Here is a 26,231-nt window from a genome sequence, read left to right as displayed (position 1 = left end):
TGGGCAAAGGGCCACGTCTACACTTCGGCGTAGTCCCCCAGGAATGAGGCCCTCCATGCCGCGTCTGCAGGCAGTTCTACTGTGGTGCCTGGCATTCTGGGCCGGACAGGCCTTCGGCCTGGACCTTTCCCCGGAAGAACAGCGTTGGCTGCAGGCGCATCCCAGCCTGCGCCTGGGCGTGGATGCCTCCTGGCCTCCCTTCGAGTTCCGTGACAGCGACGGCCGCTACCAGGGCCTGTCCGCCAGTTACGTTCAGCTCATCGGCCAGCGCCTCAACGTCCAACTGGAATCGGTGGAGCCTGCGACCTGGAGCGAAGTCCTGCAACAAGCCCGCGATGAGCGCATCAACCTGCTTCCCGGAATCATGGCGACGCCGGAGCGATTGGAATACCTCGCCTTCAGCCGCCCCTACCTGGACTTCCCGATCATCATCCTCGCACGCAAGGACGGGCCATCGCCCAGCAACCTGGAGGATCTCTACGGGCTGAAAGTCGGCGTGGTCGCCCACTACGCCCCCTATGAACTCCTGGTCGCCAACCATCCCGATCTCAACCTGCACCCGCTACCCAGCGTCGCCGCCGGCCTGCAGGCATTGGCAACTGGCCAGGTTGATGCTTTCGTCGGCGATCTTGCTTCCAGTGTCTGGAATCTCCGGCAAATCAAGCTTGAAGGCCTGCAGATCAGCGGAGAAACACCCTATCGCTATCAACTGGCGATGGGCGTCCCGAAGAACCAGGCAATCCTCGCCGGCATCATCGACAAGGTGGTCGCCGACCTGAAGCCCGGCGACATCGAAGCCCTGCAGGCCCCCTGGGTCGGCGGTCTGCTGGACAAGCGCCGAGTCTGGCGCGAAATACTCAGCATCGGCATTCCCATCCTGCTGCTGATCACCCTCACAGTTCTCGTACTGGTTACCATGAACCGCCGTCTGCGTGGCGAAATGCAGCGTCGCGAGAAACTCGAACAGGCCCTGCGCGATAGTGAGCAGCACTACCGCGGCCTGGTCGAAAGCCTTACTGCCATCGCCTGGGAAATGCGCCTCGCTGAAAACCGCTTCACCTACGTCTCACCCCATGCCCAGCGCCTGCTCGGCTACCCGCTCAGCGACTGGCTGGAGCCGGGTTTCTGGCAACGCACCCTGCACCCGGAAGACGCCGAGCACGCCGTGAACTACTGCATGAGCGAAAGCCAGGCCGGGCGCAACCACAGCTTCGACTACCGCATGCTCGCCGCCGATGGCCGGGTGGTATGGATTCGCGACATCGTCACCCTCATCCAGCACGGCGAAGAGCTGATCCTGCGCGGCCTGATGATCGATATCACCGATGCCAAGCAGACCGAACAGGCACTGCGGCTATCCGAGCAGAAATTCGCCTCGGTGTTCCACCACTGCCCCGACATCATCGTACTCGCCCAACGTGCCGAAGGCCGACTGCTGGCAGTGAACAGCACTTTCGAGCAGCAGATCGGCATTCCCGCCAGCGAGGCTCTGGGCAAGACATCCACCGAACTGGGCATCTGGGGCGAACTCGGAATGGGGCCGAAGATGCTCGCGCACCTGCAGGGCGGAAACCTCGACAACATCGAGATCCCCCTCAACCGCCGCGACGGCAGCCGCTTCACCGGCCTGCTCTCCGCCCAGCACATCATCCTCGACGACACTCCGGCGCTGGTCGTGGTGGTGCGCAATATCTCCCAGGTCAAACAAACCCAGGAGCAACTGCGCGTCTCCGAGGAGAAGTTCGCCAAGGCCTTCCACGCATCCCCCGACGGCATGCTCATCACCCGCATCAGCGACGGACGGCTGGTAGAAGTCAACGAAGGATTCACCCGCATCACCGGCTACGACCGCGAGCAGACCGCACAGCGATCGACCCTCGAACTCGGCCTCTGGGCCAACCCGGAAGATCGCCTGCAACTGCTCAAGGCGATCAACCAGAGCGCCAGCGTACAGGACTTCACCGCCCGCATTCGCACCCGCGACGGCAGCCTGCGGCTATGCGAACTCTCGGCGCATCGCATTGCCATCGGCGGCGATGATTGCCTGCTGACAATCGCCCGCGACATCACCGAACGCCAGCAGATGCAGGAAAAACTCCAGCTCGCCGCCACCGTCTTCGAGAGTACGGCCGAAGGCGTGATGATCACCGACTCCCGGCAACGCATCATCGCCGTCAACCGCGCCTTCAGCGAAATCACCGGCTACAGTGAGCAGGAAGCGCTCGGCCACTCACCACGCCTGCTCGCCTCCGGCCAGCACGACAGCAGCTTCTACGTCGCCCTCTGGCACCAGCTCGATGCCGACGGCCACTGGCAGGGCGAAATCTGGAACCGCCGGAAGAACCGCGAGCTTTACCCCGAGTGGCTGACCATCAGTGCCGTGCGTAACGCCGATGGCGAAATCTCTCACTACGTTGGTGTATTCGCCGACATCTCCACCCTCAAGTACGCCCAGGCCAAGCTCGACTACCAGGCCCACCACGATCCCCTCACCGGACTCCCCAACCGGCTGCTGCTCGAGAGCCGCCTGAACACCGCGCTCAAGGACGCCGTCGAGGAAGACCAGCAGGGCGCCGTGCTGTTCCTCGACCTGGACCGCTTCAAGCACATCAACGACAGCCTGGGCCATCCGGTGGGCGACCTGTTGCTCAAGTCCATCTCCCATCGCCTGCGCGAACAGCTACGGGACATCGACACCGTCGCCCGCCAGGGCGGCGACGAGTTCATCATCCTGCTGCCCGGTCTGCATCACGCGCTTGACGCGGAGCATGTGGCGAAGAAGCTTCTTAAGTGCTTCGAAAAGGCATTCATTGCCGGCGAACAGGAATTCTTCGTCAGTGCCAGCATCGGCATCTGCCTCTACCCCAACGATGGTGCCGACGTCGCCACCCTGGTGAAGAACGCGGACGCTGCCATGTACCGCGCCAAGGCCCAGGGCCGCAACCGGGTCGAGTTCTACACCCGTGAACTCACCTTCCAGGCCACGGAACGCATGGCCCTGGAGCATGAACTGCGCCGCGCCCTGGAAACCGAGCAACTGCAGCTCTACTACCAGCCCAAGCTGGCGCTCGGCAGCGGCCAGTTGGTCGGGGCAGAAGCACTGATCCGCTGGAAGCATCCACAATTCGGCGCGATCTCGCCCGACCGCTTCATTCCCCTGGCCGAAGAGAACGGCCTGATCCTGCCGCTGGGCGACTGGGTTCTGCGCGAAGCCTGCCGACAGATGAGCCACTGGCAGGACAGCCACGCCGCCTTCGGGCCGCTGTCGGTCAACCTGGCCGGCGCGCAATTGCGCCAGACCCACCTCGTCGAGCGCATCCGCGACCTGCTGCAGCACTACCGCCTGCAGCCATCCCGCCTGCAGCTCGAGATCACCGAGAGCTTCCTCATGCACCAGACGGAAGAAGCCCTCGCCATCCTCTACAGCCTGAAACACCTGGGCGTGCAACTGGCAATCGACGACTTCGGCACCGGCTACTCCTCGCTCAGCTATCTCAAGCAACTGCCGCTGGACACCCTGAAGATCGACCAGTCCTTCGTCCACGGCCTGCCCGACGACCCGCACGACGCCGCCATCGCCCGCGCCATCATCGCCCTGGGGCGCAGCATGAACCTGACCGTGATTGCCGAGGGCGTGGAGCACCAGGCCCAGGAACATTTCCTCGAAGCTGAAGGATGCGACCAGATCCAGGGCTACGCCCTCAGCCCGCCACTGCCCGCCGACGCTTTTGCCAACCGATTCCTCACTCCACTGAACCCGGTTGGCGCTACGGAAAACGCACCGGTATAATCCGCCGGCCTTCTGGGGGCCTATAGCTCAGTTGGTTAGAGCAGAGGACTCATAATCCTTTGGTCCACGGTTCGAGTCCGTGTGGGCCCACCACCTTTAAAGCCGCGCATTGCGCGGCTTTTTGCATTCTGTAATCTCCGTTCGATACCCGAAGCGTCCAAGGCGAGCTGAAACAGGTGCGGACTAGCCGCTCCGGCGAAGCATCGGGGGGGCTGAAACATGGCGACTTCCGAATCTTCGTCGACATCGCACGACCAGGCGCAGGCTGCTGCCGCCCTTGTCCGGCATTCATTCTTCGCCTGCGTCAGGACTACGCTCAGGGGGCGAGTTTGCTGGCGTGGAGGAATCATCGGCCGCCCCGTCATGCACGCACAGCGGGCATTCGTCAGGGGAAATCATCGTCCCCTCGACGTACTTCAGTTGTCGACGAGGTGCCGACCGGTTCATGGCGACACGGTAGGTGGGTCGCTGGGCGGGTTCGGGTTCGTCGCTCATTGTGGATTCCCTCTGCAATCACAGCTCGGCTGCCAGCCTGCCGTTTTAACGTAAAACTGTTGGCCTGTCGCACGCACACGCAATCTACAGCACCTGGGACCAACCGCCCCCGACAGCCTGACGCCTTCCCGGCTGTGCCCTGGCGACGGTGCGTACAACCCACCAGGCATGCCGTGCCGAAAAGCCCATAAACGCGCAAATCGTCACGGATCGGCACCGCAGTGCGAGCCGCATCACACCACCCGTCACAACGCCGGAACGCGCGCTCCAGAGCATGACGAGGATCAATGTTAGATATCTCTACGCCACTAAATTGATATCTTTTTGCCACTTAAGAGCCTTCCCATGACTCTTCACCGGTTCCCGGTGCAGCTACTGGTCGCGTCCAAGGACCCGGCGCAGGCCCGACAAGTCCGCGCGCTGCTGGCTGCCTACGATCTCCCCTGTGCGGTACTCGAAGGTCCAGGGGATTGCGAGCAGGCACCGTTGTGCCGCTGGTTCAAGGATGCACCGCTGAGCGATACGGCGAAACTGCATGCCCTGCTGGCCGATGCCATCGGCGTGCTGGAGCGCAGCCGGCATGCGTTCCGCTCGCGCGAGTTGGGCGAGTTGCGCCGCCGGCTCAGCGCTGCGCTGGAGGAGTTGCCGGGGCCGCGCGCCCTGGTGTAAAAAGCCACGACCCGCGTTCCGCTGCTGCGGAAGCTGGCTTTGCCGGGCAGGATGCCAAGGGCCTGCAAGACAAAGCGCCGTGTTTGTCGCCGTTCATTCGGCTGACGAACCGGCGCTTTTTTCATGCCCGAACAAAAACCAGCCAACCCGCAAGGAGCAAAGCATGGGCCTGGGACCGAAGCTCGAGAGCGTGCTCGAGCGCATCGGCCTGTCGATGACGGAGATCACGCAACGCCTGGAATATCTGCACTGGGGCGAAGACGATCTCCGTCAGTTGAACGGACGCGCCGCCGAACTCGAGAACAGCCACCGGCAGTTCATCGAGAAACTCTACGATCACTTGCGCCATTTCCCGCCACTGGCGGCGATCCTCGCCAACCCGGCGACACTGGAGCGACTCAAGCACAGCCAGCTCGACTACTACCGTCAACTCTGGGATGCCCCGCAGAGCGCCGACTATGTGCGTGACCGCCTGCGGATCGGGCTGGTGCACCAGCAGGTCGGAGTGGAGTTGAAGTGGTATCTTGGCGCCTATCGGCAGTATCTGGACCACATGTTCAGCGAACTGCTGGGCGATGCCCCAGAGGCACCCACCTTTGCCAGCCTGCTCAAGCGTGTGTTCTTCGACATGTCGCTGGCCATCGACACCTACGGGGCGGCGCAGCGCCAGGCGCTGGAGGATAGCGAGGCACGCTTCGCCCGCGCCCTGCGCGGTGCCAACGACGGCATATGGGACTGGGACCTGGGCAACGACCGTCTCTATGTCTCCGAGCGCTGGGCGCGGATGCTTGGTCTCTCCCGCGACAACCTCGGCGAGAGCAGCACCAGTTGGTTCGCCCGTGTGCACCCGGACGACCTGCCCAGTCTGCGCCAGGCCATCGACGCCCACCTGCGCGGCAGCAGTGCACTGCTCAATCATGAATACCGCATCCGCCAGCGTGACGGCGGCTATCTCTGGGTACAGGCGCGCGGGGTGATAACCGACGGCCGCATGGCCGGCTCGCAAACCGACATCAGCCAGCGCAAGGCCAGCGAACATCAACTCAACCACGCCGCGCGACACGACCCGCTGACCGGCCTGGCCAACCGCCTGCGCCTCGACGAGTTGCTGCAGCAGGCCCTGATGCGCCAGCGCCGCCCAGGTGCACGCGAATCCGGCCTGCTGTTCATCGACCTTGACCGTTTCAAGCTGATCAACGACAGCCTGGGCCACGCAGTGGGTGACCGAGTGCTGGTGGAGGTAGCTCAACGGCTGTTGCGCTGCCTGCGCCCCGGCGACCACCTGGCGCGTTTCGGTGGCGATGAATTCGTGGTGCTGCTCGATGACCTGGCCAACCTGAACGACGCCGAACAGGTCGCCCAGCGCATGCTCGACTACCTGCATCTGCCGCTGCACGTGGATGGTCGCACACTGGTGGTCAGCGCCAGCATCGGCATCACCGGCCTGATCGCCGACGGTCAGGCGATCGACACACTACAAGCCGCCGACCTGGCACTGTACCGCGCCAAGGAGGCGGGCAAGGCGCAATACGCGCGCTTCAGCCTGGAACTGCAGGCGGAGGCACAGCGGCGCCTGGATCTGGAAAGCGCGCTGGCCCAGGCACTGCCGCGCGAGGAGTTCAGTCTGCACTACCAACCCATCGTGCGGCTGGATGTCGCCGGTCCGCGCTGGGTAGCAGTAGAGGTGCTGCTGCGCTGGAGCCGCAACGGCGAAACGGTCTCGCCGCTGCAATTCATACCGGCGCTGGAAGAATCCGGCGAGATCGTCCGGGTTGGAGATTGGGTCCTGCGCCAGGCGTGCCGGCAGACAGCCCTGTGGCAACGGGAGGGCCGCAGCGACTTGTACTGCTCGGTCAACCTCTCGAGTCGACAACTGCAACAACCGGGCTTCGCCGGGCGCATCCGGCAGATTCTCGCGGAGAGCGGCCTGTCGCCATGCAGCCTGGTCCTGGAAATCACCGAGAGCCTGTTGATGCAGGACGGCGCCGAGACGCTCGCCTGCCTGCGCGAGCTGGCCGCCCAGGGCGTGCGCCTGGCGCTGGACGACTTCGGCACCGGTTATTCGTCGCTGGGCTATCTCAAGCGCTATCCGCTGCACATCCTCAAGGTGGACCGCAGCTTCATCACTCGCGTACCGGACGACCCGGAACTCAGCGCGATCTGCCGGGCGATCATCGGCCTTGGCCATAGCCTGGGGCTGGAAGTGGTGGCCGAGGGAGTCGAACGCCAGGAGCACCTGGACTTCCTGCACCAGGAAGGCTGCCGCTACGCCCAAGGTTTCCTGTTCAGTCGGCCGCAGCCGCCGGAGCAACTGTTCGGCAACAACCGGGAGCATCTGCGATGAAACTCAACCTTCCGGTCACCGGGCGCCAGGTGGAGGTGCCCGACAACGCCAACATTCTCTCTACTACCGACCTCAAGGGCGCGGTCAGCCACGTCAACCCGGACTTCCTTGCCATCAGCGGCTTCAACGCCGACGAACTGCTGGGCTTCAACCATAACCGGGTGCGCCACCCGGACATGCCGTCGCTCGCCTTCGCCCATCTGTGGCGCACGCTACAGGCCGGGCGAAGTTGGATGGGCCTGGTTAAGAACCGCTGCAAGAACGGCGATCACTACTGGGTCAGCGCCTTCGTCACACCGATACGGCGTAATGGCAAGGTGGTGGAATATCAATCGGTGCGCACACGCGCCAGCGCCGCGCAGATACAAGCTGCCGAAGAACTGTATGCGCACCTGCGCGAAGGTGCGCGGCTGGCTCGGCCGCGCCTGCCATTGCAGGCACGACTGCTGATCGGCATGGGGGTGGCACAGGGTGTCGGCGCCTCGCTGGCGTTTGCAGCGCCGGGCCTGGCTCTATTCGGCTTCCTGCTCTCGCTGGGCCTGGCCGGAGGTTGGCTGACACTGCGTCTGCGACCATTCGGAGCATTGCTGGCGCGAGCCAGGCGTATCGCCGACAACCCACTGAGCCAGCGTCTGTACTCGGGGCGCGACGATGAGTTCGGCGAAGTGGACTTCGCCCTGCGCATGCTGGAGGCGGAAACCGCCGCGGTGGTCGGGCGCATGGCCGACGCCTCGCAACAACTGGCCGAACACTCCTCCGCGCTGGCGGACGCGATGGCCGGTGGTAGCGCCGCCACGCAGTTGCAGCAACGCGAAACCGAGCAGGTGGCCAATGCCATGCACGAACTGGCGCAGAGCGTCCAGGAAGTGGCGCGTCACGCACAGCACAGTGCGGTAGCCGCACAGTGCAGCGACCGCATCACGCAGTCCGGCCACGATGATGTGCGCAACACCCGTGGCCAGCTCGCCAAGCTGGAGTCCGGCGTCCGCCAGGCCTGTGCCGCCGTGGAACAGCAGCAGGAGCACAGCGAGGCGATCTCACGAATGCTGGAGGTGATTCGCGACGTCGCCGGGCAGACCAACCTGCTGGCGCTCAACGCGGCTATCGAAGCCGCCCGTGCTGGCGAGAGTGGACGCGGCTTCGCCGTGGTTGCCGACGAGGTACGTGCCCTCGCGTCGCGAACCGAAGACTCGGCCCGGGATATCCAGGGGCTGATCGGCAACCTGCAACGGGGCGCCGAGGACTCCGTGCGAGCCCTCTGGCTCTGCTGCGAGCAGGCGCTGGCCAGCCTGGATCAGGCTGGCCACGCCGCCGGGACACTGGAGCGCATCAGCGAACAGATGTCGTCGATCCAACGCATGAGCCTGGAAATCGCCACTGCCATCGAGCAGCAGGGTGTAGCCAGCGAGGAAGTTCAGCGCAGCCTGCAGGCCATTCGCGGCTCCGCCGACAGCAATGCGGAGAACGCCGACACCTGCCAGCGCAGCGCAGCACGCATGGCGGAGCTGGCCGCCGAACTGCGCCTGCTGGCTGAGCACTTCTGGGAGGGCAGCCGCACTCTCTAACGCTTGGCGATGATGTACACCGCGTGGACGATGCCGGGGATATAGCCCAGCAGGGTTAACAGGATGTTGAGCCAGAACGCGCCGCCGAAGCCAACCTGGAGGAACACTCCCAGCGGCGGAAGAAGGATGGCGATGAGGATGCGGATGAGGTCCATGCGGTGGCTCCTTGAGAGATTGCCTTGTGCATGGATGGACCACTGGCGCGAAGGCCAGGTTCAGAGAATCTGCCCCGCCAGCGCGGGAGCGACTGTTTCGGCGGGATCGCAGGATGGGTGCGCTTCGATACCTATCCTGCGGCTTGCTTCGGTTCCGACATCCGAACAGTCGCCCACGGATGGAGCGCAAACCGCTCGACGGCATGTCGCCGGCAGACTCTTCGCAGGAGCGAGCCGGCCCCGAGCGAATCCCACAGTGGGGACCGTTCGCGAGCCGACCCGCACCACCCGGTCGGCCTCAAAGGAACCAGCGGTATTCCCGCGCGCTGACTTCGTTCATGAAGTCCAGATGGTCATGGCGCTTGTTCTCGCAGTAGACGAAGACGAACTCGCTGCCCAGGCCATCCTTCACCACCGGATGGTCCTCCATCTCGGCAACGGCACCGAGCATGTCGCGGGGGAAATCGATACCGCTGGCACGGTCCTCGTTGAGCGGCGCGATGGGCTCGCGCTTCGCCTCCAGGCCATGCTCCATGCCGGTGAGGATGGCCGCCAGGACCAGATAGGGGTTGGCGTCGGCGCCGGCGAGACGGTGCTCGATGCGCAAGTTCTTGCCATCGGACTCAGGGATACGGATGCACGCATCGCGATCCTCGAAGCCCCAACTGGCCTTGCTCGCTGCGTTCACCCGCGAGCCATAGCGACGGTACGCGTTGTGGTTGGCGGCGAAGATCGGCATGCAGTGCGGCAGCAGCTCAAGACAGCCGGCCACGGCGTGACGCAGGGCCTGCTGGTTATCGCGATCGAGCAGGTTGTTGCCATCGCGGTCGTACAGGCTGACATGGACGTGCATGCCGCTGCCTGGCGCATGCAGGTAGGGCTTGCTCATGAAGCTGGCCCGATAGCCATGCTTGAGCGCCACACCACGAGTGGCGCGAGTGAACAACGCGGCCTGATCGGCGGCATGCAGGCCGTCGTCGCAGTGGGCGAAGTTGATCTCGAACTGGCCGGGGCCGATTTCCGCGGTGATGACATTGGCGTCCACGCCTTGCTCGCGGGAGGCTTCGACAATCTCGTGGAGCACGTCGGAGAAGCGCGACAGGCGCTCGATGTGCATGTTCGGCTGGTCGTCCTCATCATCGCACAGCGGGTCGCGCGGGTACTGCGGCAGGCCGCCGGCGAGCTTCTTGTCGAACAGGTAGAACTCCAGTTCGAAAGCCACCACAGGGCGAATGCCCTTGGACTCCAGACGCTGCATGACGCGAGCGAGTACTTCGCGGGGCTCGAACTCGATGGGCGCCTCGGTGCCATCCGAGCTGATCAGCATCTGGCCCAGCGGCTGGTTCTCCCAGCGCACCGGCTTGAGCGAGCCGGGGATCAGACGGCGCGGCGCATCCGGGTCGCCGTCGTTGAAGCAGTAGTCGCCGATAGGATGCAGGCCTCCCTGCACGCCGAGCAGCACACAGTTCTGCGGTAGTTTCAGCGGGCTGCCCGCGGCGACCTTTTCCAGCATGTCCACGGGATAGCGCTTGCCGTAGAAGTGGCCGGGAATGTCCAGGCAGATCAGATCGACGTAACGGATGTCCGGGTATTGCTGACGGAAGGCGCGGACTTCGCTGAGCAGGTCGGGATACATCGGGCGGTTCATGATTTCTCTAGGGCCTTTGTGCGGGGGCGGCCGGATCGTTTTCCCAAGCCACCCCTCGCGGGCTGGCTTGGGAAATCACGTGAAGATCCACAGCACCCTTGTCGGTTGGTCGGTGAGGTTGCCGTAACGGAACTGGCTGTGCGGCGGCAGCTGGAAACTGTCATTGGCCCGGAGCGTGACGGTCTGCTCCTGGTACCAGATGGTGAGCTCGCCTTCGAGCACGAAGCCGCCCTGCTCCGAGCTGTCATCCAGGTGGCCTTCGCCACTGGTGGCGCCGGGAGCGAGGATGCTGTCGAGCATGGAGAAGCCGCCGGACATGTTCGGCGAGGCGAGGATGTCGGTGACGCCGCCGGCGTAGTACAACGTGCGCCGGTCGGCCGGGCGGGTCACCCAGTCGAGTTCACGCCGGGTTTCGCCTGAATAGAAATAGGTGGTAGGTACGCCCAGCGCTTCGCTGATGGCGGTGAGATCGGCGACGGTAGGCTGCGACAGGCCGCGCTCGACCTGCGACAGGAAACCCACCGAGCGGCCGATCTGCTCGGCGAGAGCGCCCAAGGTGAGGTTCTTGTGCTTGCGCAGGTCACGGATCAACGTGGCGAGGTGTTCGTTTGCGGCCGTCTGGGTCATGGCGAAGTCCGGTGCTTGAGTCGGTTCAGGGTCTCGTAGAGCGCAGCTCATACAAGGCGAAAGTATCCGCAAACGCGTAGCTGACCCTTGGGCAGGCGAGCCACTTGCGGAGGTTCCCGACGCAGTATGAGCGAGCGCACACAGACATTGACCGAATCTCAGAAGAAGTCCCGCATTCGATACCAGGCCTTGCCAACGGCTTCCAGCGGCGCGGCGAAGCGCTGGCCACCAGGGAACCCGGGATTGCGGATCTGTTGATAAAGATCAAGCTCCTCGCTGCGCCCCTGCATCGCCTCGCTCACCGCGTGAGCGGCGGCCAGGCTCGGCAGCACTCCGTGGCCGGAATATCCCTGCAGCCAGTACAGATCGCCCCGCCGGCCGATGTCCGGGGTGCGGCGCATGCTGCAATCGATATGGCCGCCCCAGGCATATTCGAATTCCACCCCCTTGAGCTGCGGGAACACCCGTTCGACATAGGGGCGCGTAGCGGCGCGGATGTCGCTGGGCATGCCGCCCAGGTACGTACAGCCACCGCCGAACAGCAGGCGGTGGTCAGGAGTCAGGCGGAAGTAGTCGAGGACGAACTGGTTGTCGGTGACGCAGCAGTTCTTCGGCAGCAGCGAACGGGCGAGTTCCTCGCCCAGGGACACGGTGGCGACCTGGTAGGTGCCCACCGGCAGGATGCGCTCGGAGACATCGCGGTCCAGCCCGTCGATATAGGCGTTGCAGGCCAGCACCAGCGAGGCGCAACGCACGCTGCCATGCTCGGTGGCGACCTCGTAACCGCTGCCGCTCTCACGGAAGCTCAGCGCACGCGTCTGCTCGAAGATGCGACCGCCCGCGCGTTCGATGGCGCCAGCGAGCCCGTAGGCGAGCTTGAGCGGGTTGAGATGTGCGGAGTTGGGGTCGTACAGACCAGCCTGGTAGCGCTCGCTGGCGATCCACTCCGGCAGTTCCTCGCGGGGAACGAAACGCAGCCCTTCGTAGCCCCAGCGCCGATTGGCCTCGGCCTGCCAGTCGTAAAGCATGCCGACCCGGCGCGGCAGCACGGCGGTCCAGAGGTGGCCGGCGCGGTAGTCGCAATCGAAGCCGTGGCGTTGCGGGAGGTCGCGCAGTTCGGCGGCGGCCCAGAGCATCCCCTGCCAGAGACGCAGCGCGCCTTCATGGCCCAGGTCGTCCTCGATCGGCTCCAGGTCGCTGGACCAGCCCGGCAGGGCCTGCCCGCCATTGCGCCCGGAAGCGGCCCAGGCAATCCGGCTGGCTTCGATCATGCAGACCTGGCGCCCGCTCTCGGCCAGTTGCAGCGCCGTGTGCAGGCCGCTGAAACCGGCGCCGATCACCAGGACCTCGCACTCCAGCGGTTCGCGCAGGGCGTCGCGCGGCTGGATCAGCTCAGGGTTGGCGCCAGCGTAGTAGGTGCCGACTGGCTCGGTCGAACGCAGGAACATAGCCACCTCGTGAAATTGTTCTGATTATTTTTCATGAAAAATATCAGAACAAATTTCACAAGGCTAGCCCGCCGCATCCTGTTCGACAGGATGCGACGTCATCGGTCAGGACGAAAGTACCGCCGCTCCGGTTCCGGACTTGCGCTTCTGCCGCACGCTGACGGCCACCACCAGTACCAGCAGGATGCCGGCCAGGATCGCCGAGGAGCCGATGGTTCCGAAGTCCAGACCGCCCTTCTCATGGGACTTGGTCAGTACGTCGCCCAGGGTCGCACCGAACGGGCGAGTAAGAACGAAGGCGATCCAGAACAGCAGCACCGACGAGAGACGGGTGAAGTAGTGCAGCAGGACGACCACAGCGATCAGGCTGCCAATCAGCAACGCGCCACCGGCGAAGCCCAGGCCGGAGTCATCGGCAAGGAAATCGCCCAGCGCGGTGCCGAGGGTGTTGGAGAAGAGAATCGCCATCCAGTAGAACATCTCGCCCTTAAAGCTGCGGATGCGGTCTACCGACAGCGAGGTGCCACTCAAGCGCCACAACGCGAAGATCGCGATCAGAATGCTCACCAGTATCGCCGAACCGGTGGCGTAGCCCAGGCCGAGGGTACGATCCATGAAGTCCGACATGGTGGTGCCGGCGGTACTGGTGGACAGAATCACCAGCCAATACAGCCAGGGGTTGTATCGCTTGCTGGCGAGCTGGCCGAGCAGCGTTACGAGGAACAGGGAGATGAGGATCATCGAGCTGACCGCATAACCCACGTCGAGAGTCATCGACAACAGGTCGCCAGCGGTTTCCCCCAGGGTGGTAGCGCAGATTTTCATCACCCAGAAGGCCAGGGTGATCTGTGGAAGCTTATTCACGTTGCATTCTCCGGTGCGTGACTGATGCGCACCGGCTCCCCCGGAACGCGCGGCGCAGATTGCGGCGCAAGCGGTGAAGAAAGGGTCAAGGAAGGATGAAATTTGCATCCGCCATGAGCCGGCGCCGCATTCGGCGCAGTGACATATCGCTGCCAGTTGCTATGGTTTCATGGGGGCCATGCGCCCGATGATCCGCTTTGCAGCGCGCACGATTTGCCGGCGCATGGGGATATGGATGAATCAGATGATCAAACCGCAACCGTACTGCAAGAACTGCCGGCTGGCGCCACCAACGCTGAGCGACGAGAAGGTCGAGGAGCTGGAGGCGATCATCCGGCCGGGCCACCTGCTGCACAAGGGTGACTTCGTGTTCCGCCAGGGCGACCCGTTCCAGAGTGTCTTTCTGGTCCGCTCCGGTTCGATCAAGACCTTCACCACCAACGAACAGGGGCTCGAAAAGATCACCGGCTTCTACTTCGCAACCGAAATCTTCGGCTTCTCCGGCATGGGCGAAGGCAACTACCCGGTCTCGGCCCAGGCACTGGAAAGCACGCTGTGCAGCGAGATCCCCTTCAATCAGCTGGAAGAACTTTCGATCCAGATTCCCGGCCTGTCGCACCAGATCATGCTGATGATGAGCCGCAAGATCCGTGAGGATCAGCAGATGAAGCTGCTGCTCTCGCGCCTGAACTCGGACTCGCGCATCGCTGCCTTCCTGCTGAACATCTCCGCACACTTCCGCGAGCGCGGCTTCTCCGCGACGCGCTTTCGCCTGAGCATGTCGCGCAACGAAATCGGCGACTACCTGGGCCTGGCGGTGGAAACCGTCTCGCGCAGCTTCACCCGTCTGCAGAAGCACGGCCTGCTGCGAGTGGATGGACGGGAGACGGAGATTCTCGACTTCACCGAACTGTGCGCGCTGGCGGGCGGGGAAGTCGAGCTCTAGCCGCACAGTTGGCCCGCATCGCCGGCAACACTGCACGCTGCAATCGACACCGCCGCAGGATGGGTGACGCGAAGCGCATTACTGCAGCCTGCCGGGCGGGCCTGCGCAGGAGCGAATCACCTGCGTAATCCCGGCGCAGCGCTGCAGCCCGCGAACTCCAGACCACCGGGCGGGGGCCCGTCCATCCGGTCCCACCCCAGACCCGCTGGAACCATTACGTTCCGATCACGCCGCCATCGTCCTTGGTGATCACCAGCGTGGTCGATCGCGGAATGCTCTTGCCGTCGCTGGCGGGGAAACTGATGCCCGGATGCTGGATATTCACCCACAGGGTCCTGCCGTCCGGCGTCTGGGTGATGCCGGTCAGCTCGCAGCCACGCGGGCCCACCAGGAAGCGACGAACCTCGCGGCTGTGCGGGTCGGCACAGAGCAACTGGTTACAACCCATCGCGTGCATGGGTTGCTCGGCATCGTCGTAGTCGGTTTCGATCCACAGGCGGCCTGCGGTGTCGAAGTACAGGCCATCCGGCGAGGAGAAGATGTCGCCGTTGATGGTGCCAACCAGATTTTCCGGCGCACCGGAACCCTTCGGCTCACCGGCCAGCAGGAAGATCTCCCACTGGAAGCTGGTGGCCGCCGGATCGCCACCGGCCTCGTCCCAGCGCAGGATCTGTCCGTGGAGATTTTCCTTGCGCGGGTTGGCGGCGTTCACTGGCTGCTTCTTGCCGCGGGCATCGTTGTTGGTAAGGCTGACGTACACGGTACGGCTACCCGGCTGGACGGCCACCCATTCGGGACGATCCATCGGGGTCGCACCCAGCTTGTCGGCGGCGGCGCGGGCATTGACCAGCACCTCGGCCTGGCTGGCGAAACCGTTCTCCGCAGTCAAACCATCCTGGCCGTGCACCAGCGGCAGCCAGCGGCCGCTGCCGTCGTCGCTGAACTGCGCGACGTACAGCGTGCCTTCGTCGAGCAGGTCGCGGTTGGCGGCGCGGTCATCCGGGTCGTACTTGCCGGCCGGGACGAACTTGTAGATGTACTCGCCCTTGGTGTCATCGCCGTAGTAGAAGGCCATGCGGTTGTCCGCGGCCAGCGAGAGAGTCGAGCATTCGCGGCAGAAGCGGCCGACGGCGGTACGTTTCTTCGGTGTGGAGCTGGGATCGTACGGGTCGATTTCCACTATCCAGCCGAAGCGGTTCGGCTCGTTGACGTGGCCGCCGTGGGGCTGGTCCGCCTTTGGCGTAGCGTCGAAGCGAGCGTCCACCGCTTCCCAGGCGTAGTAGTTGCTGAACTTGCCGTTGGACAAGCCATACCGCTTGTGCGAGGTGCGCCTGGCGAAGTCTTCCTTGTCGCGGTTGACGAAGTACTGGTGCCAGTTCTCTTCACAGGCGAGATAGGTGCCCCAGGGCGTGACGCCCATCGAGCAGTTGTTCAGGGTTCCCAGTACCTGTTTCGCGTCGGGATCGCTGGCGGTGCGCAGAAGCTCATGCCCCGCCAGCGGCCCGGAAAGGTCCAGCGGCGAGCTGCCGGTGATACGCCGGTTGTAGCTGGAGCCTTCGACGCGCTGCCAATGGCCGCTGGCATCCTTCTTCACTTCGATGACGCTCAAGCCGTGGGCAGCGATCTCCTTGCGCACTTCGCCCTCGGGTCGACCACGAGTGCCATCCGGGCGATCCTCGAAGGTCTGGCCTTTGGTGTGCAGGGTCGGGTTGATGTACTCGTGGTTGATCACCAGCAGGCCGTGGCTGTCCGGCGCCTCCGGGAATGGGAAATAGTGCATGCCGTCATGATTGTCGCCAGCCTGCAGTTCCTGCGCCTTCCAGTCTTCGCTGGCATCTCCTTTCCAGGCTGGCGAGCCGGCGACCACGGGGTCGCCCCAGGAGAAGAATGGGCGCGCGGTGTAACCCTTGGCGACTACCACTTCATCGAACTGCGGATCCTGCTGCACCGGAACCCCCACGAACCCCAGCAGGGCCGAATGCGTCGGCGCGTCGGCGGCGTAGAGGCGGCGCGGGGCGTACAGGCCGCCACCGAGAAAGGCCAGCGCGCCCAGCACCAGACTTTTCTTCAGCAGGCGGCGACGTGATGCGTCGATCAGTTCGTTCATCGGCACGTTGCCGGAGGGGTTGATCGACCGGTCGTCGAAGGCGGCCAGCCGATCATGGAATTCCTGGAATCGTTCGCTCATGGTGGGGTTCCTTCCGCACGGCCATCCATCGGACGGCTCGGATTGCCAATGAAAGATATGCGCGGAAGGTTAGGAACGGGTTGTTACAGCGGGATGAAGGGCCGCCGGGCCGTAATCGGGCCCGGCATCGAGAATAAAAGCCGCCCCACAGGACCAAGACGATGTCCGGAGGCGGGCGCGAGGACGGTTGAGAAGCAGTGCCGACTCAGAGGTCAAGGCCGCCCTGCTTCAGGCATTCGGGGCCCGACAGGCGGGCCGTCCAGTCTTCAACCACGCCACTGGTCAGGCGTTGCGCGGCCGTCTTGCGCCAGCGCAGCGAGAGCGCATCGCAAGCCATCATCAGGCGCAGCCCGGTGCGCTCCAGGGGTTGGCCGAAATACCAGCCCAGCAGGCTCGCTACAGAAAGCTGCGGGTAGTGGCGCTGCACCAGTTCCAGCGGTGCGTCGGCACAGACCATGCCGGAGCGGCGAACGCGGTAGAACCAGCCGCAGCGGCCCTGCTCCTGCAATTCCAGCGGTAGCTCTGGCAGATTCCAGCGGCGGGCCAGACGGTAGCTTGGCGAACGCGGCTGGCTGACCTCGATCAGCGCATCTCCCCAGCGGAACAGGTCACCTATACATACGTCGGCTTCGCAGAGCCCATACGTCGACAGGTTCTCGCCGAACGCCGGCTGTCGCCAGCGCGTCTGCGGATGCTGCTTGCGCCAGTGGCGGTAGTGTTCGGCCGGGTAGTGGTGCAGTGCGCGATCCAGGCCGTCGCGACGGCGCTGGGCGGCCTGTTCGTCGCCGGGCAGCCCTTCGGCTCCCAGCCAGACCTCCTGATGCGTTTCAAGCTTGTCGATATCGCTGACCAGACCTCCCCAGCTCTCTTCGACTTTTCCTATGAAAACGCCCTGGATGACGATGCTTTCCACCTTTGTCTACCCATCTGAGACAGCGGACAAGCGCTAGAGTAGAGGCTTGGATAGGTGACTATCCATTTCGATTTTCCAGTTTCATTGATAAGCCAGACTTATGGATTTCCGCCAACTACGCTATTTCGTCGCGCTCTACGAGGAAGGCCATGTCGGCCGTGCCGGCGAGCGCCTGGCCATTTCCCAGCCGGCGCTGTCGCAGCAGATCCGCCAACTGGAGCAGAATCTCGACGTGGCGCTCTTCCAGCGCAGCGGCAAGCGCCTGGTGCCGACCGTCGCGGCGCACACGCTGTACAACCACGCCGTGCCGCTGCTCGAAGGCATGGAACGCGCACGGGAAGCCTTGCGCGGCTTTCGCGGGCAGAGTGCGCACAGCCTGGCGATCGGCGTGCTGCAAACAGTCAACGCAAACCTGGTGCCACACCTCGTGGAGCGTCTGCACGCTGCCCAGCCACATGTACAGGTGCGCATCTATGAGCTATCCGGCGTGGAAATCGAACGGCGTCTGATGTCGGGCAAGCTGGATATCGGCATCGGCTTCCTGCCACCGCGTCAGCCCGCATTGCGTGGCGTGGAGCTGTACCCGGACGAACTGCAACTGGTGATCCCCGAGGACCACCCGCTACGCGAATTCAAGAAGGTATCGCTGGCGCAGGCCGCGGAACTGCCGATGCTGCTGCTCGGCGAAGAGTTCCGCGCCCGACAGATCTGGCAGGAGCAGTTGGCCACGATAGGGCGGCGGCCGCGAGTGCAGGCAGAGCTCAATCACATGAGCGGAATTCTCGACAGCCTGCCGCATAGTCGCTTCGCTACGGTACTGCCGGGGCGCGCGCGGCAGACTCATACACACCGGAACCTTCTCTGGAAACCAATCAGCGAACCGCGCATTCCTTTGAGCGTAGGACTGGTGTATCGCGATGCGCAGCGTCAGCAGCCAACCGTGGAACTGCTGCGTTCGCTGCTCGATGGCGCCATCTGAGAACAAGCGCAAACAAAGTTGCACAGGCCGCTGCAGCGCGGCGGAGGGTAGATCGCAGGCAAGAAAAAACCCCGCCCTTGCGAGGCGGGGTTTTGCAGACCGATATCCTGACGTCCGTGCTTGCCACCATCCGTGGTGGAATCCCTAGTTTCCGTATTGTCTTTGGCGCTTCCTGCGCAATGTCCTGACTGAGGAGAAGATTAACGCTGTAAGGGACTTCCAGATAGACGCCGATCACCACCACTCCGTGTAAGCCTTGGCTTACAAAGATTCGTAATAGCAGTGTTCGGAAAGGAAATAACCGCAAAGAAAAAGCCCCGCAAATGCGGGGCTTTTTCATACAGCATTTGCAGCCAGACTCAGAACTGCGCGGCATCCAGCAGGTACAGCGACTCGCTGCCAGCTTTCACCGAAGCGCTCAGGGAGTGGATGCGCGGCAGCAGGCGGGCAAAGTAGAAACGCGCGGTCCCCAGCTTGCTGGCGTAGAACTCGTCCTGGCCTTCCTTGCCCAGCGCAGCGCGCGCCATCAGGGCCCACATGTAGGCGTAGGCCGTATAGCCGAAGGCGTGCAGGTACTCGACCGAGGCGGCGCCGATCTCGTTCGGGTTGCCCTTGGCGCGGTCCAGAACCCAGGCGGTCAGCTCGTCCAGGTTGTCCACGGCGGCGTTCAGCGGGCCGGTGAACTCGGCCAGCTCGGCCGACGCCGAGGCGGTGAAGGCGCGGATTTCATCGGTGAACAGCCTGGCGTAGGCGCCGCCGCTGCCGACGATCTTGCGGCCCATCAGGTCCAGCGCCTGGATGCCGTTGGTGCCTTCGTAGATCTGGGTGATGCGGCAGTCGCGCACCAGTTGTTCCTGGCCCCACTCGCGGATGAAGCCGTGACCGCCGAAAATCTGCTGGCCGTGGATAGTGGTTTCCAGGCCCATGTCAGTGAGGAAGGCCTTGGCCACCGGGGTCAGCAGGGCGACCAGTTCCTCGGCGCGCTTGCGGGTGCTCGGCTCCTGGCTGTACTTGGCAGTGTCCAGTTGCATGGCGACGTAGCTGGAGAAGGCACGGCCACCCTCGTTCAGCGCCTTCATGGTCAGCAGCATGCGACGCACATCCGGGTGCACGATGATCGGGTCGGCAGCCTTGTCCTGGGCAACCGGGCCGGTGGGCGCGCGGCTCTGGATACGCTCGCGGGCGTATTCCACGGCGCTCTGGTAGGAGCGCTCGCCGGTGGCCAGGCCCTGGATACCGACACCCAGGCGCTCGTAGTTCATCATGGTGAACATGGCGGCCAGGCCCTTGTTCGGCGCATCGACGATCCAGCCGGTGGCACCGTCGAAGTTCATCACGCAGGTGGCGGAGGCCTTGATGCCCATCTTGTGCTCGATGGAGCCACAGGAGACGGCGTTGCGCTCGGCCAGGGAGCCATCCTCATTGACCAGCACCTTGGGAACCAGGAACAGCGAGATGCCCTTGGAGCCCGCCGGCGCGTCAGGCAGCTTGGCCAGCACCAGGTGGATGATGTTCTCGGTGAGGTCGTGCTCGCCGCCGGTGATGAAGATCTTGGTGCCGGAAATCTTGAAGCTGCCGTCGGCCTGCGGTTCGGCCTTGGTGCGGATCATACCCAGGTCGGTGCCGGCGTGCGGCTCGGTCAGGCACATGGAGCCCGCCCAGGTGCCGGCGTACATGTTCGGCAGGTACTTGGCCTTGAGTTCTTCGCTGGCGTGGTTGAGCAGCGACAGGCAGGCGCCGGCGGTCAGCATCGGATAGAGACCGAAGGACAGGTTGGCCGAGTTGACCATTTCCTCGACCTGGGCGCCGATCACCTTGGGCATGCCCATGCCGCCGAATTCCGGCGCGCCGCCCACACCCACCCAGCCGCCTTCGGCGTAGGTGCGGTAGGCGTCGGGGAAGCCAGCCGGAGTCTTCACGCCCTCGGCGCTCCAGCTGCAGCCTTCCTCATCGCCGCTGCGGTTCAGCGGGGCGATCACACCGCCGGTGACCTTGCCGGCCTCTTCGAGGATCGCGTTAGCGGTCTCGACGTCGACGGTCTCGGCCAGGCCGGGCAGTTCGGCCCAGAGCTTGGCGACCTCGAAGACTTCATTGAGGACGAATTGCATGTCGCGCAGGGGAGCTTTGTAGTCAGCCATGATGGATCCTCGAACGAAAACGACGGCTGATCTGGCAGCCAGCGGTATCAGAATAGGAGGTACACGAAGGTACGCCGTCGGAGTTTACTCCAACAACTTTTCAGACTTTAAGCGTCATGATATGACCACTCAACAATAGTTTGGTCACAAAGTGTAGCTCCAGAGCGAAGGCTCGCATTGCACGAGCCCACGCCCCGCAGACGAGAGCTACAGCGCGAACTGCTCCGCCGAAAGCCCCATCAGGCCATCCGATCCCGCCTGTGCGGCGGCGACATGGGCCTGCGCGCGCGGCAGCAAGCGGCTGAAATAGAAGGCAGCGGTGGCCAGTTTCGCTTCGTAGTACGCCGCTTCGCCAGCGCCCTCTTCCAGCTTCTGCCGGGCGACGAGCGCCATGCGCAGCCAGAAGTAGCCAAGGGTGACGTAGCCGGAGAACATCAGATAATCGACCGACGCGGCGCCGACTTCGTCCGGATTCTTCATGGCGGCCATGCCGATTGTCTGGGTCAGCTCGCCCCACTGCTTGTTCAGAGCAGCCAACTGTGCAACCTCGGCCTTGAGCTGCGGGTGCTCGGCATGTTGCTGGCAGAGCTGGTGGACGAGCCTGGTGAAGCCCATCAACAGCCTGCCCTGGCTCCCCAGCACCTTGCGGCCCAGCAGGTCCAGCGCCTGGATACCGTTGGTGCCCTCGTAGATCGGCGCGATGCGACAGTCCCGGACAAGCTGCTCCATGCCCCATTCGCGGATGAAGCCGTGGCCGCCGAACACCTGCATGCCGATGTTGGTGACCTCCAGGCCCGTCTCGGTCATGAAGGCCTTGCAGATCGGAGTGAGGAAGGCCAGCAGATTGGCGGCGCGCTCGCGTTCCTCGGCATCCTGGGACAGGTGCTCGATATCCAGCAACTGGGCGGTGAAGTACGCCAGTGCACGGTTGCCCTCGTTGAACGCCTTCATGGTCAGCAGCATGCGGCGTACGTCGGGGTGGACGATGATCGGGTCGGCGGGCTTCTCCGGCGCCTTCGGGCCGGTCAACGAGCGCATCTGCAGTCGGTCCTGGGCGTAGCGTACCGCGCCCTGGAAGCTGGTCTCGCCGAGGCAAAGGCCCTGCATGCCGGTACCCAGGCGCGCATGGTTCATCATAGTGAACATGCAGGCCAGGCCCTTGTTGGCCTCGCCGATCAGGAAGCCGCGGGCGCCGTCGAAGTTCATCACGCAGGTGGCGGAAGCCTTGATGCCCATCTTGTGCTCGATGGAGCCGCAGGCCACGGCATTGCGCTCACCCACTTCGCCGTTCGCATCGAGGTTGAACTTGGGCACGATGAACAGCGAGATTCCCTTGGTGCCAGCCGGCGCGTCCGGCAGCTTGGCGAGTACCAGGTGGATGATGTTCTCGCTCATGTCGTGTTCGCCAGCGGAGATGAAAATCTTCGTGCCGGTGATCGCATAGCTGCCATCGGCATTGGGCACAGCGCGGGTTTTGATGATGCCCAGGTCAGTACCGCAGTGCGGCTCGGTCAGGCACATGGTGCCGGTCCAGATGCCGCTGGTCATGCGCCCCAGGTAGGCTTTCTTCTGATCCTCGCTGCCGTGAGCGTGGATCGCAGCCATCGCGCCCTTGGTCAGGCCCGGGTACATGCCCCAGGAGCAGTTGGAAGCACCGATCATCTCGCTGACCAGCAACCCGAGCGAAGGCGGCAGCCCCTGGCCTCCGTAGGCCGGATCGCTGGAAACGCCGTTCCAGCCACCTTCGACATACTGGGAGTAGGCTTCCTTGAAGCCCTTGGGCGTGGTCACCACTCCGTTGTCAAAATGGCAGCCTTCTTCGTCGCCGGAACGGTTCAGCGGCGCGAGTACCTGCTCGCAGAACTTGGCGCCCTCCTCAAGGATGGCGGAAAACATGTCCGGGGTGGCATCGGTAGCGCCCAGTGCCTGGTAGCGACCGGTGAAATCAAAGACTTCGTCGGTGAGGAAGCGCACATCGCGCAGGGGAGCCTTGTACTCGGGCATCGCGAATCTCCGTTCGGTTCGGGGCGCCGGCAAGGCGCGGAAACCTCGAACCTAACGGCGCGTGACCTGGCGGACAATCACGCTGCACGCGCTGAATGCGCGGTCATAACGCAGGGTATTCAGGCAGTGCGCACCGCTCCCCGGCGCGCCTGGCCGTATACCGCCACGCGATTGCGTCCGCCGCTTTTCGCCGCATACAGCGCCTGGTCGGCACCCTTGATCACTTCCTCGGGGCTGCGCCGTTCGACATCGCGCTCGGCTACGCCGATGCTGATGGTCACCGATACCGTCTGGCCGTCCTTGCCGCCGCGCTTGCTGCGCCCCTGGCGATCATCCCTGGGCCGGTTGCCCCGATCGCGTAGATGCATCGAGTAACTCTCGATGGATTGCCGTACCGCTTCCAGATGCGGCAGGCACTGCTCGATCGACTTGCCGGCGAAAACCAGGGTGAACTCTTCCCCGCCGTAGCGGTACGCCTTGCCACCACCGCCAGTGCGCCGCAAGTGGCTGGCGACCATGCGCAACACCTGGTCGCCGACGTCGTGGCCATGACTGTCGTTGAACTTCTTGAAGTGGTCCACATCGATCATCGCCAGCACGTACTGCTGGCCCAGGCGCTGGAATCGCTCGTTCAGCGCGCGGCGCCCGGGCAGGCCGGTGAGTTCATCGCGGAAGGCCATCTGGTAGGCCTCGTGAGCCACCGCGCCGGCCAGGTTGAGCATCGCCAGGCTGGTCATCACGGTCAGCGCGTGGGGCAGGATGAATACCTTGGGCAGCATCCACAGCAGGCCGAGCAGGCCGACCAATTGCGCGGCATGCAAAGGCCGAGGCTGGCGCAGATAGGCCGCCAGCAGAGCGACGGAGGCGAGGATGAAGCCCAGGTAGGACAATTGCGCGAGACTCATCCACTGGCCGTGCAGCGACGGCCAGTAGGTATCGCTGAGCAGTTCCGCCAGCCCCTGCGGGAAGCGCCGGGCCAGGGCCGTCGTCACCCCCACCACGGCGAGCAGCGCCGCGCTACGCGCCAGCAGGTCCTGCAGCAGATGCATGCGCTCTTCCCAAATGCCGTAAACCCCGTAAAGCAGCGGCAGCAACACGCAGCACAAATGAAACACCAGTGCTGCCTCGGGCCGAGTTCTACCGTGGGCGCGGAAGAAGTCGACCTGGGTATCCAGCAGGAAATAGGCGATGTAGACCGCAGCCAGCATGAATAGCTGGCGCTGCCGTCCATAGACCATGCACAGCGCGCCGCCGAGCAGCAGCAGGAGTGTCGGCAGGACATTGAACAGGGAGATGAAGAATTCCGACAGTTCGGCCAGAGAGCCGGCAGCGATGCCGGCCGGAATCAGCAGCAGAGGAGTGAGGAAATGGCTGAGCCGGTAGTGGGCCGTGAGTCGCACGAAGGGGTCCGCAGAATAACGCCGGGGACGGGATCAGGCCGCCGGCAACTGGCGTAATGATGGCATCTTCTGGATGCAAATGCGTGATCTCACAGACGAAAAAGCCCGCCTGGTGGCGGGCTTTTTCTGTTCAGCGAACGGACGGCGAACCGCCCGAGACCGATCAGTAACCGAGGGCGAAATCTTCCTCGGCCAGGTCCATCAGGTTGTTCGCGCCCGACAGCATGGCGCCAACGTGCGCGCGGGTGCGCGGCAGGATGCGCTGGAAGTAGAAACGCGCGGTCTTCAGCTTGGCCTGGTAGAAGGCCTCTTCGCTGGTGCCTGCGGCCAGCTTCTCGGCAGCCAGGCGAGCCATGTCGGCCCAGAAGTAGGCCAGGCACGCATAGCCGGAGTACATCAGGTAATCCACCGATGCGGCACCGACTTCCTCGCGGTCCTTCATGGCAGCCATGCCGACCTTCATGGTCAGCTCGCCCCACTCCTTGTTCAGCGCGGCCAGCGGTGCAACGAACTCCTTCACGGCGTCGTTGGCTTCGTTGGCCTGGCAGAACTTGTGCACGATCTTGGTGAAGCCCTTGAGCGCTTCGCCCTGGGTCATCAGGATCTTGCGGCCCAGCAGGTCCAGTGCCTGAACGCCGGTGGTGCCTTCGTACAGCATGGAGATACGGCTATCGCGAACGTTTTGCTCCATGCCGTGCTCAGCGATGAAGCCGTGGCCGCCATAGATCTGCACGCCGTGGTTGGCGGCTTCGAAGCCCACTTCGGTCATGAACGCCTTGGCGATCGGAGTGAGGAAAGCCAGCATCGAATCGGCGGCTTTCTTCTCTTCTTCGTCCTGGCTGCGCTGAACGATGTCGACCTGCTTGGCGGCGAAGTACAGCATGGCGCGGTTGCCTTCGGCGAATGCCTTGGCGGTCAGCAGCATGCGGCGTACGTCCGGGTGCACGATGATCGGGTCAGCGGCTTTTTCCGGCGCTTTCGGGCCGGTCAGCGAACGCATCTGCAGACGCTCGCGAGCGTAGGCGATGCCGCCCTGGAAGCCGATTTCCGCATGGGCCAGGCCCTGCAGCGCGGTGCCCAGGCGAGCAGTGTTCATGAAGGTGAACATGCAGTTCAGGCCCTTGTTCGGCGGGCCGATCAGGAAGCCGGTGGCGGCGTCGAAGTTCATCACGCAGGTGGCGTTGCCGTGGATGCCCATCTTGTGTTCGATGGAACCACAGGAAACGGCGTTGCGCTCGCCTACGCCGCCTTCGGCATTGGGCAGGAACTTCGGCACGATGAACAGCGAGATACCCTTGGTACCCTGCGGGGCATCGGGCAGGCGGGCCAACACGATGTGGACGATGTTGTCGGCCATGTCATGTTCGCCAGCGGAGATGAAGATCTTGGTACCGGTGACCTTGTAGGTGCCGTCAGCCTGCGGCTCTGCCTTGGTGCGCAGCATGCCCAGGTCGGTGCCGCAATGCGGCTCGGTCAGGCACATGGTGCCGGTCCACTCGCCGGAAACCAGCTTGGTCAGGTAGGTGTGCTGCTGCTCCGGAGTGCCGTGGGCATGCAGGGTGTTCATGGCACCGTGGGACAGGCCCGGGTACATGCCCCAGGACCAGTTGGCCTGGCCAATCATTTCGCTGATCGCCATGCCGAGGGATTCGGGCAGACCCTGACCGCCGTGCTCGACGTCATGGGCCAGGCTCGGCCAGCCGCCTTCGACGAACTGCTGGTAGGCCTCTTTGAAGCCGGTCGGAGTCTTGACGCCTTCGGGGCTCCATTTGCAGCCTTCCTGGTCGCCAACGCGGTTCAGCGGAGCGATTACCTGTTCGCAGAACTTGGCACCCTCTTCGAGGATGGCATTGACCATATCCGGGGTGGCGTCCTGGGCACCCGGCAGGTTCTGGTAGTGCGCTTCGTAGCCCAGCAGCTCGTCGCGAACGAAACGGATATCACGCAAGGGGGCCTTGTAATCAGGCATAGCGGTAAACCTCTACGAAGGGTTCTGGTTAATGGGCGACCGGTTGTTGCGGTCGCAGTGCGGGATCGTTCCCGGCCGCCCAGTCGGTG

At 63.9% G+C, this 26,231-nt stretch carries 18 protein-coding genes and 1 tRNA gene; 7 read left to right on the top strand and 12 right to left on the bottom strand.

Translation table 11 applies throughout. The annotated features are described in order from the left end of the window. Nucleotides 1–55: 55 nt before the first annotated feature. Complete coding sequence (locus OU419_RS02810; RefSeq protein ID WP_254470176.1) at nt 56–3,790, top strand: bifunctional diguanylate cyclase/phosphodiesterase; 3,735 nt, start codon at nt 56–58, stop codon at nt 3,788–3,790. A gap of 16 nt (nt 3,791–3,806) precedes the next feature. Next, nucleotides 3,807–3,883: transfer RNA gene (locus OU419_RS02805), tRNA-Ile, on the top strand. A gap of 195 nt (nt 3,884–4,078) precedes the next feature. On the opposite strand, the gene OU419_RS02800 is transcribed toward OU419_RS02805, so the two are convergent. Then, nucleotides 4,079–4,285, bottom strand: a complete 207-nt coding sequence (locus OU419_RS02800; RefSeq protein WP_254470174.1) for a hypothetical protein — start codon at nt 4,283–4,285, stop codon at nt 4,079–4,081. 345 nt (nt 4,286–4,630) lie between these two features. Between OU419_RS02800 and OU419_RS02795 the strand changes: the two genes are divergently transcribed. The 3 genes from OU419_RS02795 (at nt 4,631) to OU419_RS02785 (ending at nt 8,863) form a co-directional block, all read left to right on the top strand. Further along, entirely contained in the window at nt 4,631–4,954 is a 324-nt protein-coding gene (locus OU419_RS02795) for a hypothetical protein (RefSeq protein ID WP_254470173.1), read from the top strand. 163 nt (nt 4,955–5,117) lie between these two features. Continuing rightward, complete coding sequence (locus OU419_RS02790; RefSeq protein WP_254470172.1) at nt 5,118–7,298, top strand: putative bifunctional diguanylate cyclase/phosphodiesterase; 2,181 nt, start codon at nt 5,118–5,120, stop codon at nt 7,296–7,298. Next, nucleotides 7,295–8,863, top strand: a complete 1,569-nt coding sequence (locus OU419_RS02785) for a methyl-accepting chemotaxis protein (RefSeq protein ID WP_254470171.1) — start codon at nt 7,295–7,297, stop codon at nt 8,861–8,863. The genes OU419_RS02790 and OU419_RS02785 overlap by 4 nt, the downstream gene beginning before the upstream one ends. Here OU419_RS02785 and OU419_RS02780 read toward each other — a convergent pair. From OU419_RS02780 to OU419_RS02760, 5 genes are all read right to left on the bottom strand, one after another. Beyond that, nucleotides 8,860–9,018: a YqaE/Pmp3 family membrane protein gene (locus tag OU419_RS02780; RefSeq protein ID WP_003084988.1), complete on the bottom strand. Its 159-nt coding sequence runs from the start codon at nt 9,016–9,018 to the stop codon at nt 8,860–8,862. The genes OU419_RS02785 and OU419_RS02780 overlap by 4 nt on opposite strands. Nucleotides 9,019–9,316: 298 nt before the next feature. Then, on the bottom strand, nt 9,317–10,666 hold the full coding sequence (locus OU419_RS02775; RefSeq protein ID WP_254470170.1) for a glutamine synthetase family protein: 1,350 nt from the start codon (nt 10,664–10,666) through the stop codon (nt 9,317–9,319). 75 nt (nt 10,667–10,741) lie between these two features. Beyond that, a complete protein-coding gene (locus OU419_RS02770; RefSeq protein WP_254470169.1) occupies nt 10,742–11,293 on the bottom strand; it encodes a helix-turn-helix domain-containing protein in 552 nt (183 codons plus the stop codon). Nucleotides 11,294–11,451: 158 nt separating this feature from the next. Next, nucleotides 11,452–12,741 (bottom strand): NAD(P)/FAD-dependent oxidoreductase, encoded by a 1,290-nt coding sequence (locus tag OU419_RS02765; protein WP_254470168.1) that lies wholly within the window; start codon nt 12,739–12,741, stop codon nt 11,452–11,454. 105 nt (nt 12,742–12,846) lie between these two features. After that, nucleotides 12,847–13,605: a COG4705 family protein gene (locus OU419_RS02760; RefSeq protein ID WP_254470167.1), complete on the bottom strand. Its 759-nt coding sequence runs from the start codon at nt 13,603–13,605 to the stop codon at nt 12,847–12,849. A 244-nt stretch (nt 13,606–13,849) separates the two neighbouring features. Between OU419_RS02760 and fnr the strand changes: the two genes are divergently transcribed. Then, nucleotides 13,850–14,551, top strand: coding sequence for a fumarate/nitrate reduction transcriptional regulator Fnr (gene fnr, locus OU419_RS02755; protein ID WP_408004920.1), 702 nt, complete (start codon nt 13,850–13,852; stop codon nt 14,549–14,551). Between the two features lie 214 nt (nt 14,552–14,765). Here the strand turns inward: fnr and OU419_RS02750 are convergent, their stop codons facing one another. Next, nucleotides 14,766–16,739, bottom strand: a complete 1,974-nt coding sequence (locus tag OU419_RS02750; RefSeq protein WP_254470165.1) for a PhoX family protein — start codon at nt 16,737–16,739, stop codon at nt 14,766–14,768. 205 nt (nt 16,740–16,944) lie between these two features. Then, the gene (locus OU419_RS02745) at nt 16,945–17,652 is read right to left on the bottom strand and encodes an MOSC domain-containing protein (RefSeq protein ID WP_254470164.1); all 708 of its coding nucleotides are present in this window, start codon (nt 17,650–17,652) and stop codon (nt 16,945–16,947) included. A gap of 100 nt (nt 17,653–17,752) precedes the next feature. Between OU419_RS02745 and OU419_RS02740 the strand changes: the two genes are divergently transcribed. Next, nucleotides 17,753–18,631 (top strand): LysR family transcriptional regulator, encoded by an 879-nt coding sequence (locus OU419_RS02740; protein WP_254470163.1) that lies wholly within the window; start codon nt 17,753–17,755, stop codon nt 18,629–18,631. Nucleotides 18,632–18,990: 359 nt separating this feature from the next. On the opposite strand, the gene OU419_RS02735 is transcribed toward OU419_RS02740, so the two are convergent. From OU419_RS02735 to OU419_RS02720, 4 genes are all read right to left on the bottom strand, one after another. Next, complete coding sequence (locus OU419_RS02735) at nt 18,991–20,769, bottom strand: acyl-CoA dehydrogenase C-terminal domain-containing protein (RefSeq protein ID WP_254470162.1); 1,779 nt, start codon at nt 20,767–20,769, stop codon at nt 18,991–18,993. Nucleotides 20,770–20,976: 207 nt separating this feature from the next. Next, nucleotides 20,977–22,773: an acyl-CoA dehydrogenase C-terminal domain-containing protein gene (locus tag OU419_RS02730; RefSeq protein ID WP_254470161.1), complete on the bottom strand. Its 1,797-nt coding sequence runs from the start codon at nt 22,771–22,773 to the stop codon at nt 20,977–20,979. 119 nt (nt 22,774–22,892) lie between these two features. Next, nucleotides 22,893–24,173 carry a GGDEF domain-containing protein gene (locus tag OU419_RS02725; RefSeq protein WP_254470160.1) on the bottom strand — a complete coding sequence of 427 codons (1,281 nt, stop codon included), beginning with the start codon at nt 24,171–24,173 and terminating at the stop codon, nt 22,893–22,895. Nucleotides 24,174–24,336: 163 nt separating this feature from the next. Then, nucleotides 24,337–26,142, bottom strand: a complete 1,806-nt coding sequence (locus tag OU419_RS02720; RefSeq protein WP_254470159.1) for a phenylacyl-CoA dehydrogenase — start codon at nt 26,140–26,142, stop codon at nt 24,337–24,339. Nucleotides 26,143–26,231: the final 89 nt, after the last annotated feature.

This window comes from Pseudomonas triclosanedens (genome assembly GCF_026686735.1).
In the GTDB taxonomy this organism is placed as follows: Bacteria; Pseudomonadota; Gammaproteobacteria; order Pseudomonadales; family Pseudomonadaceae; genus Pseudomonas; species Pseudomonas triclosanedens.
Note: the sequence above shows the minus strand (reverse complement) of the source record. Positions and strands in the feature narration are given on the sequence as shown.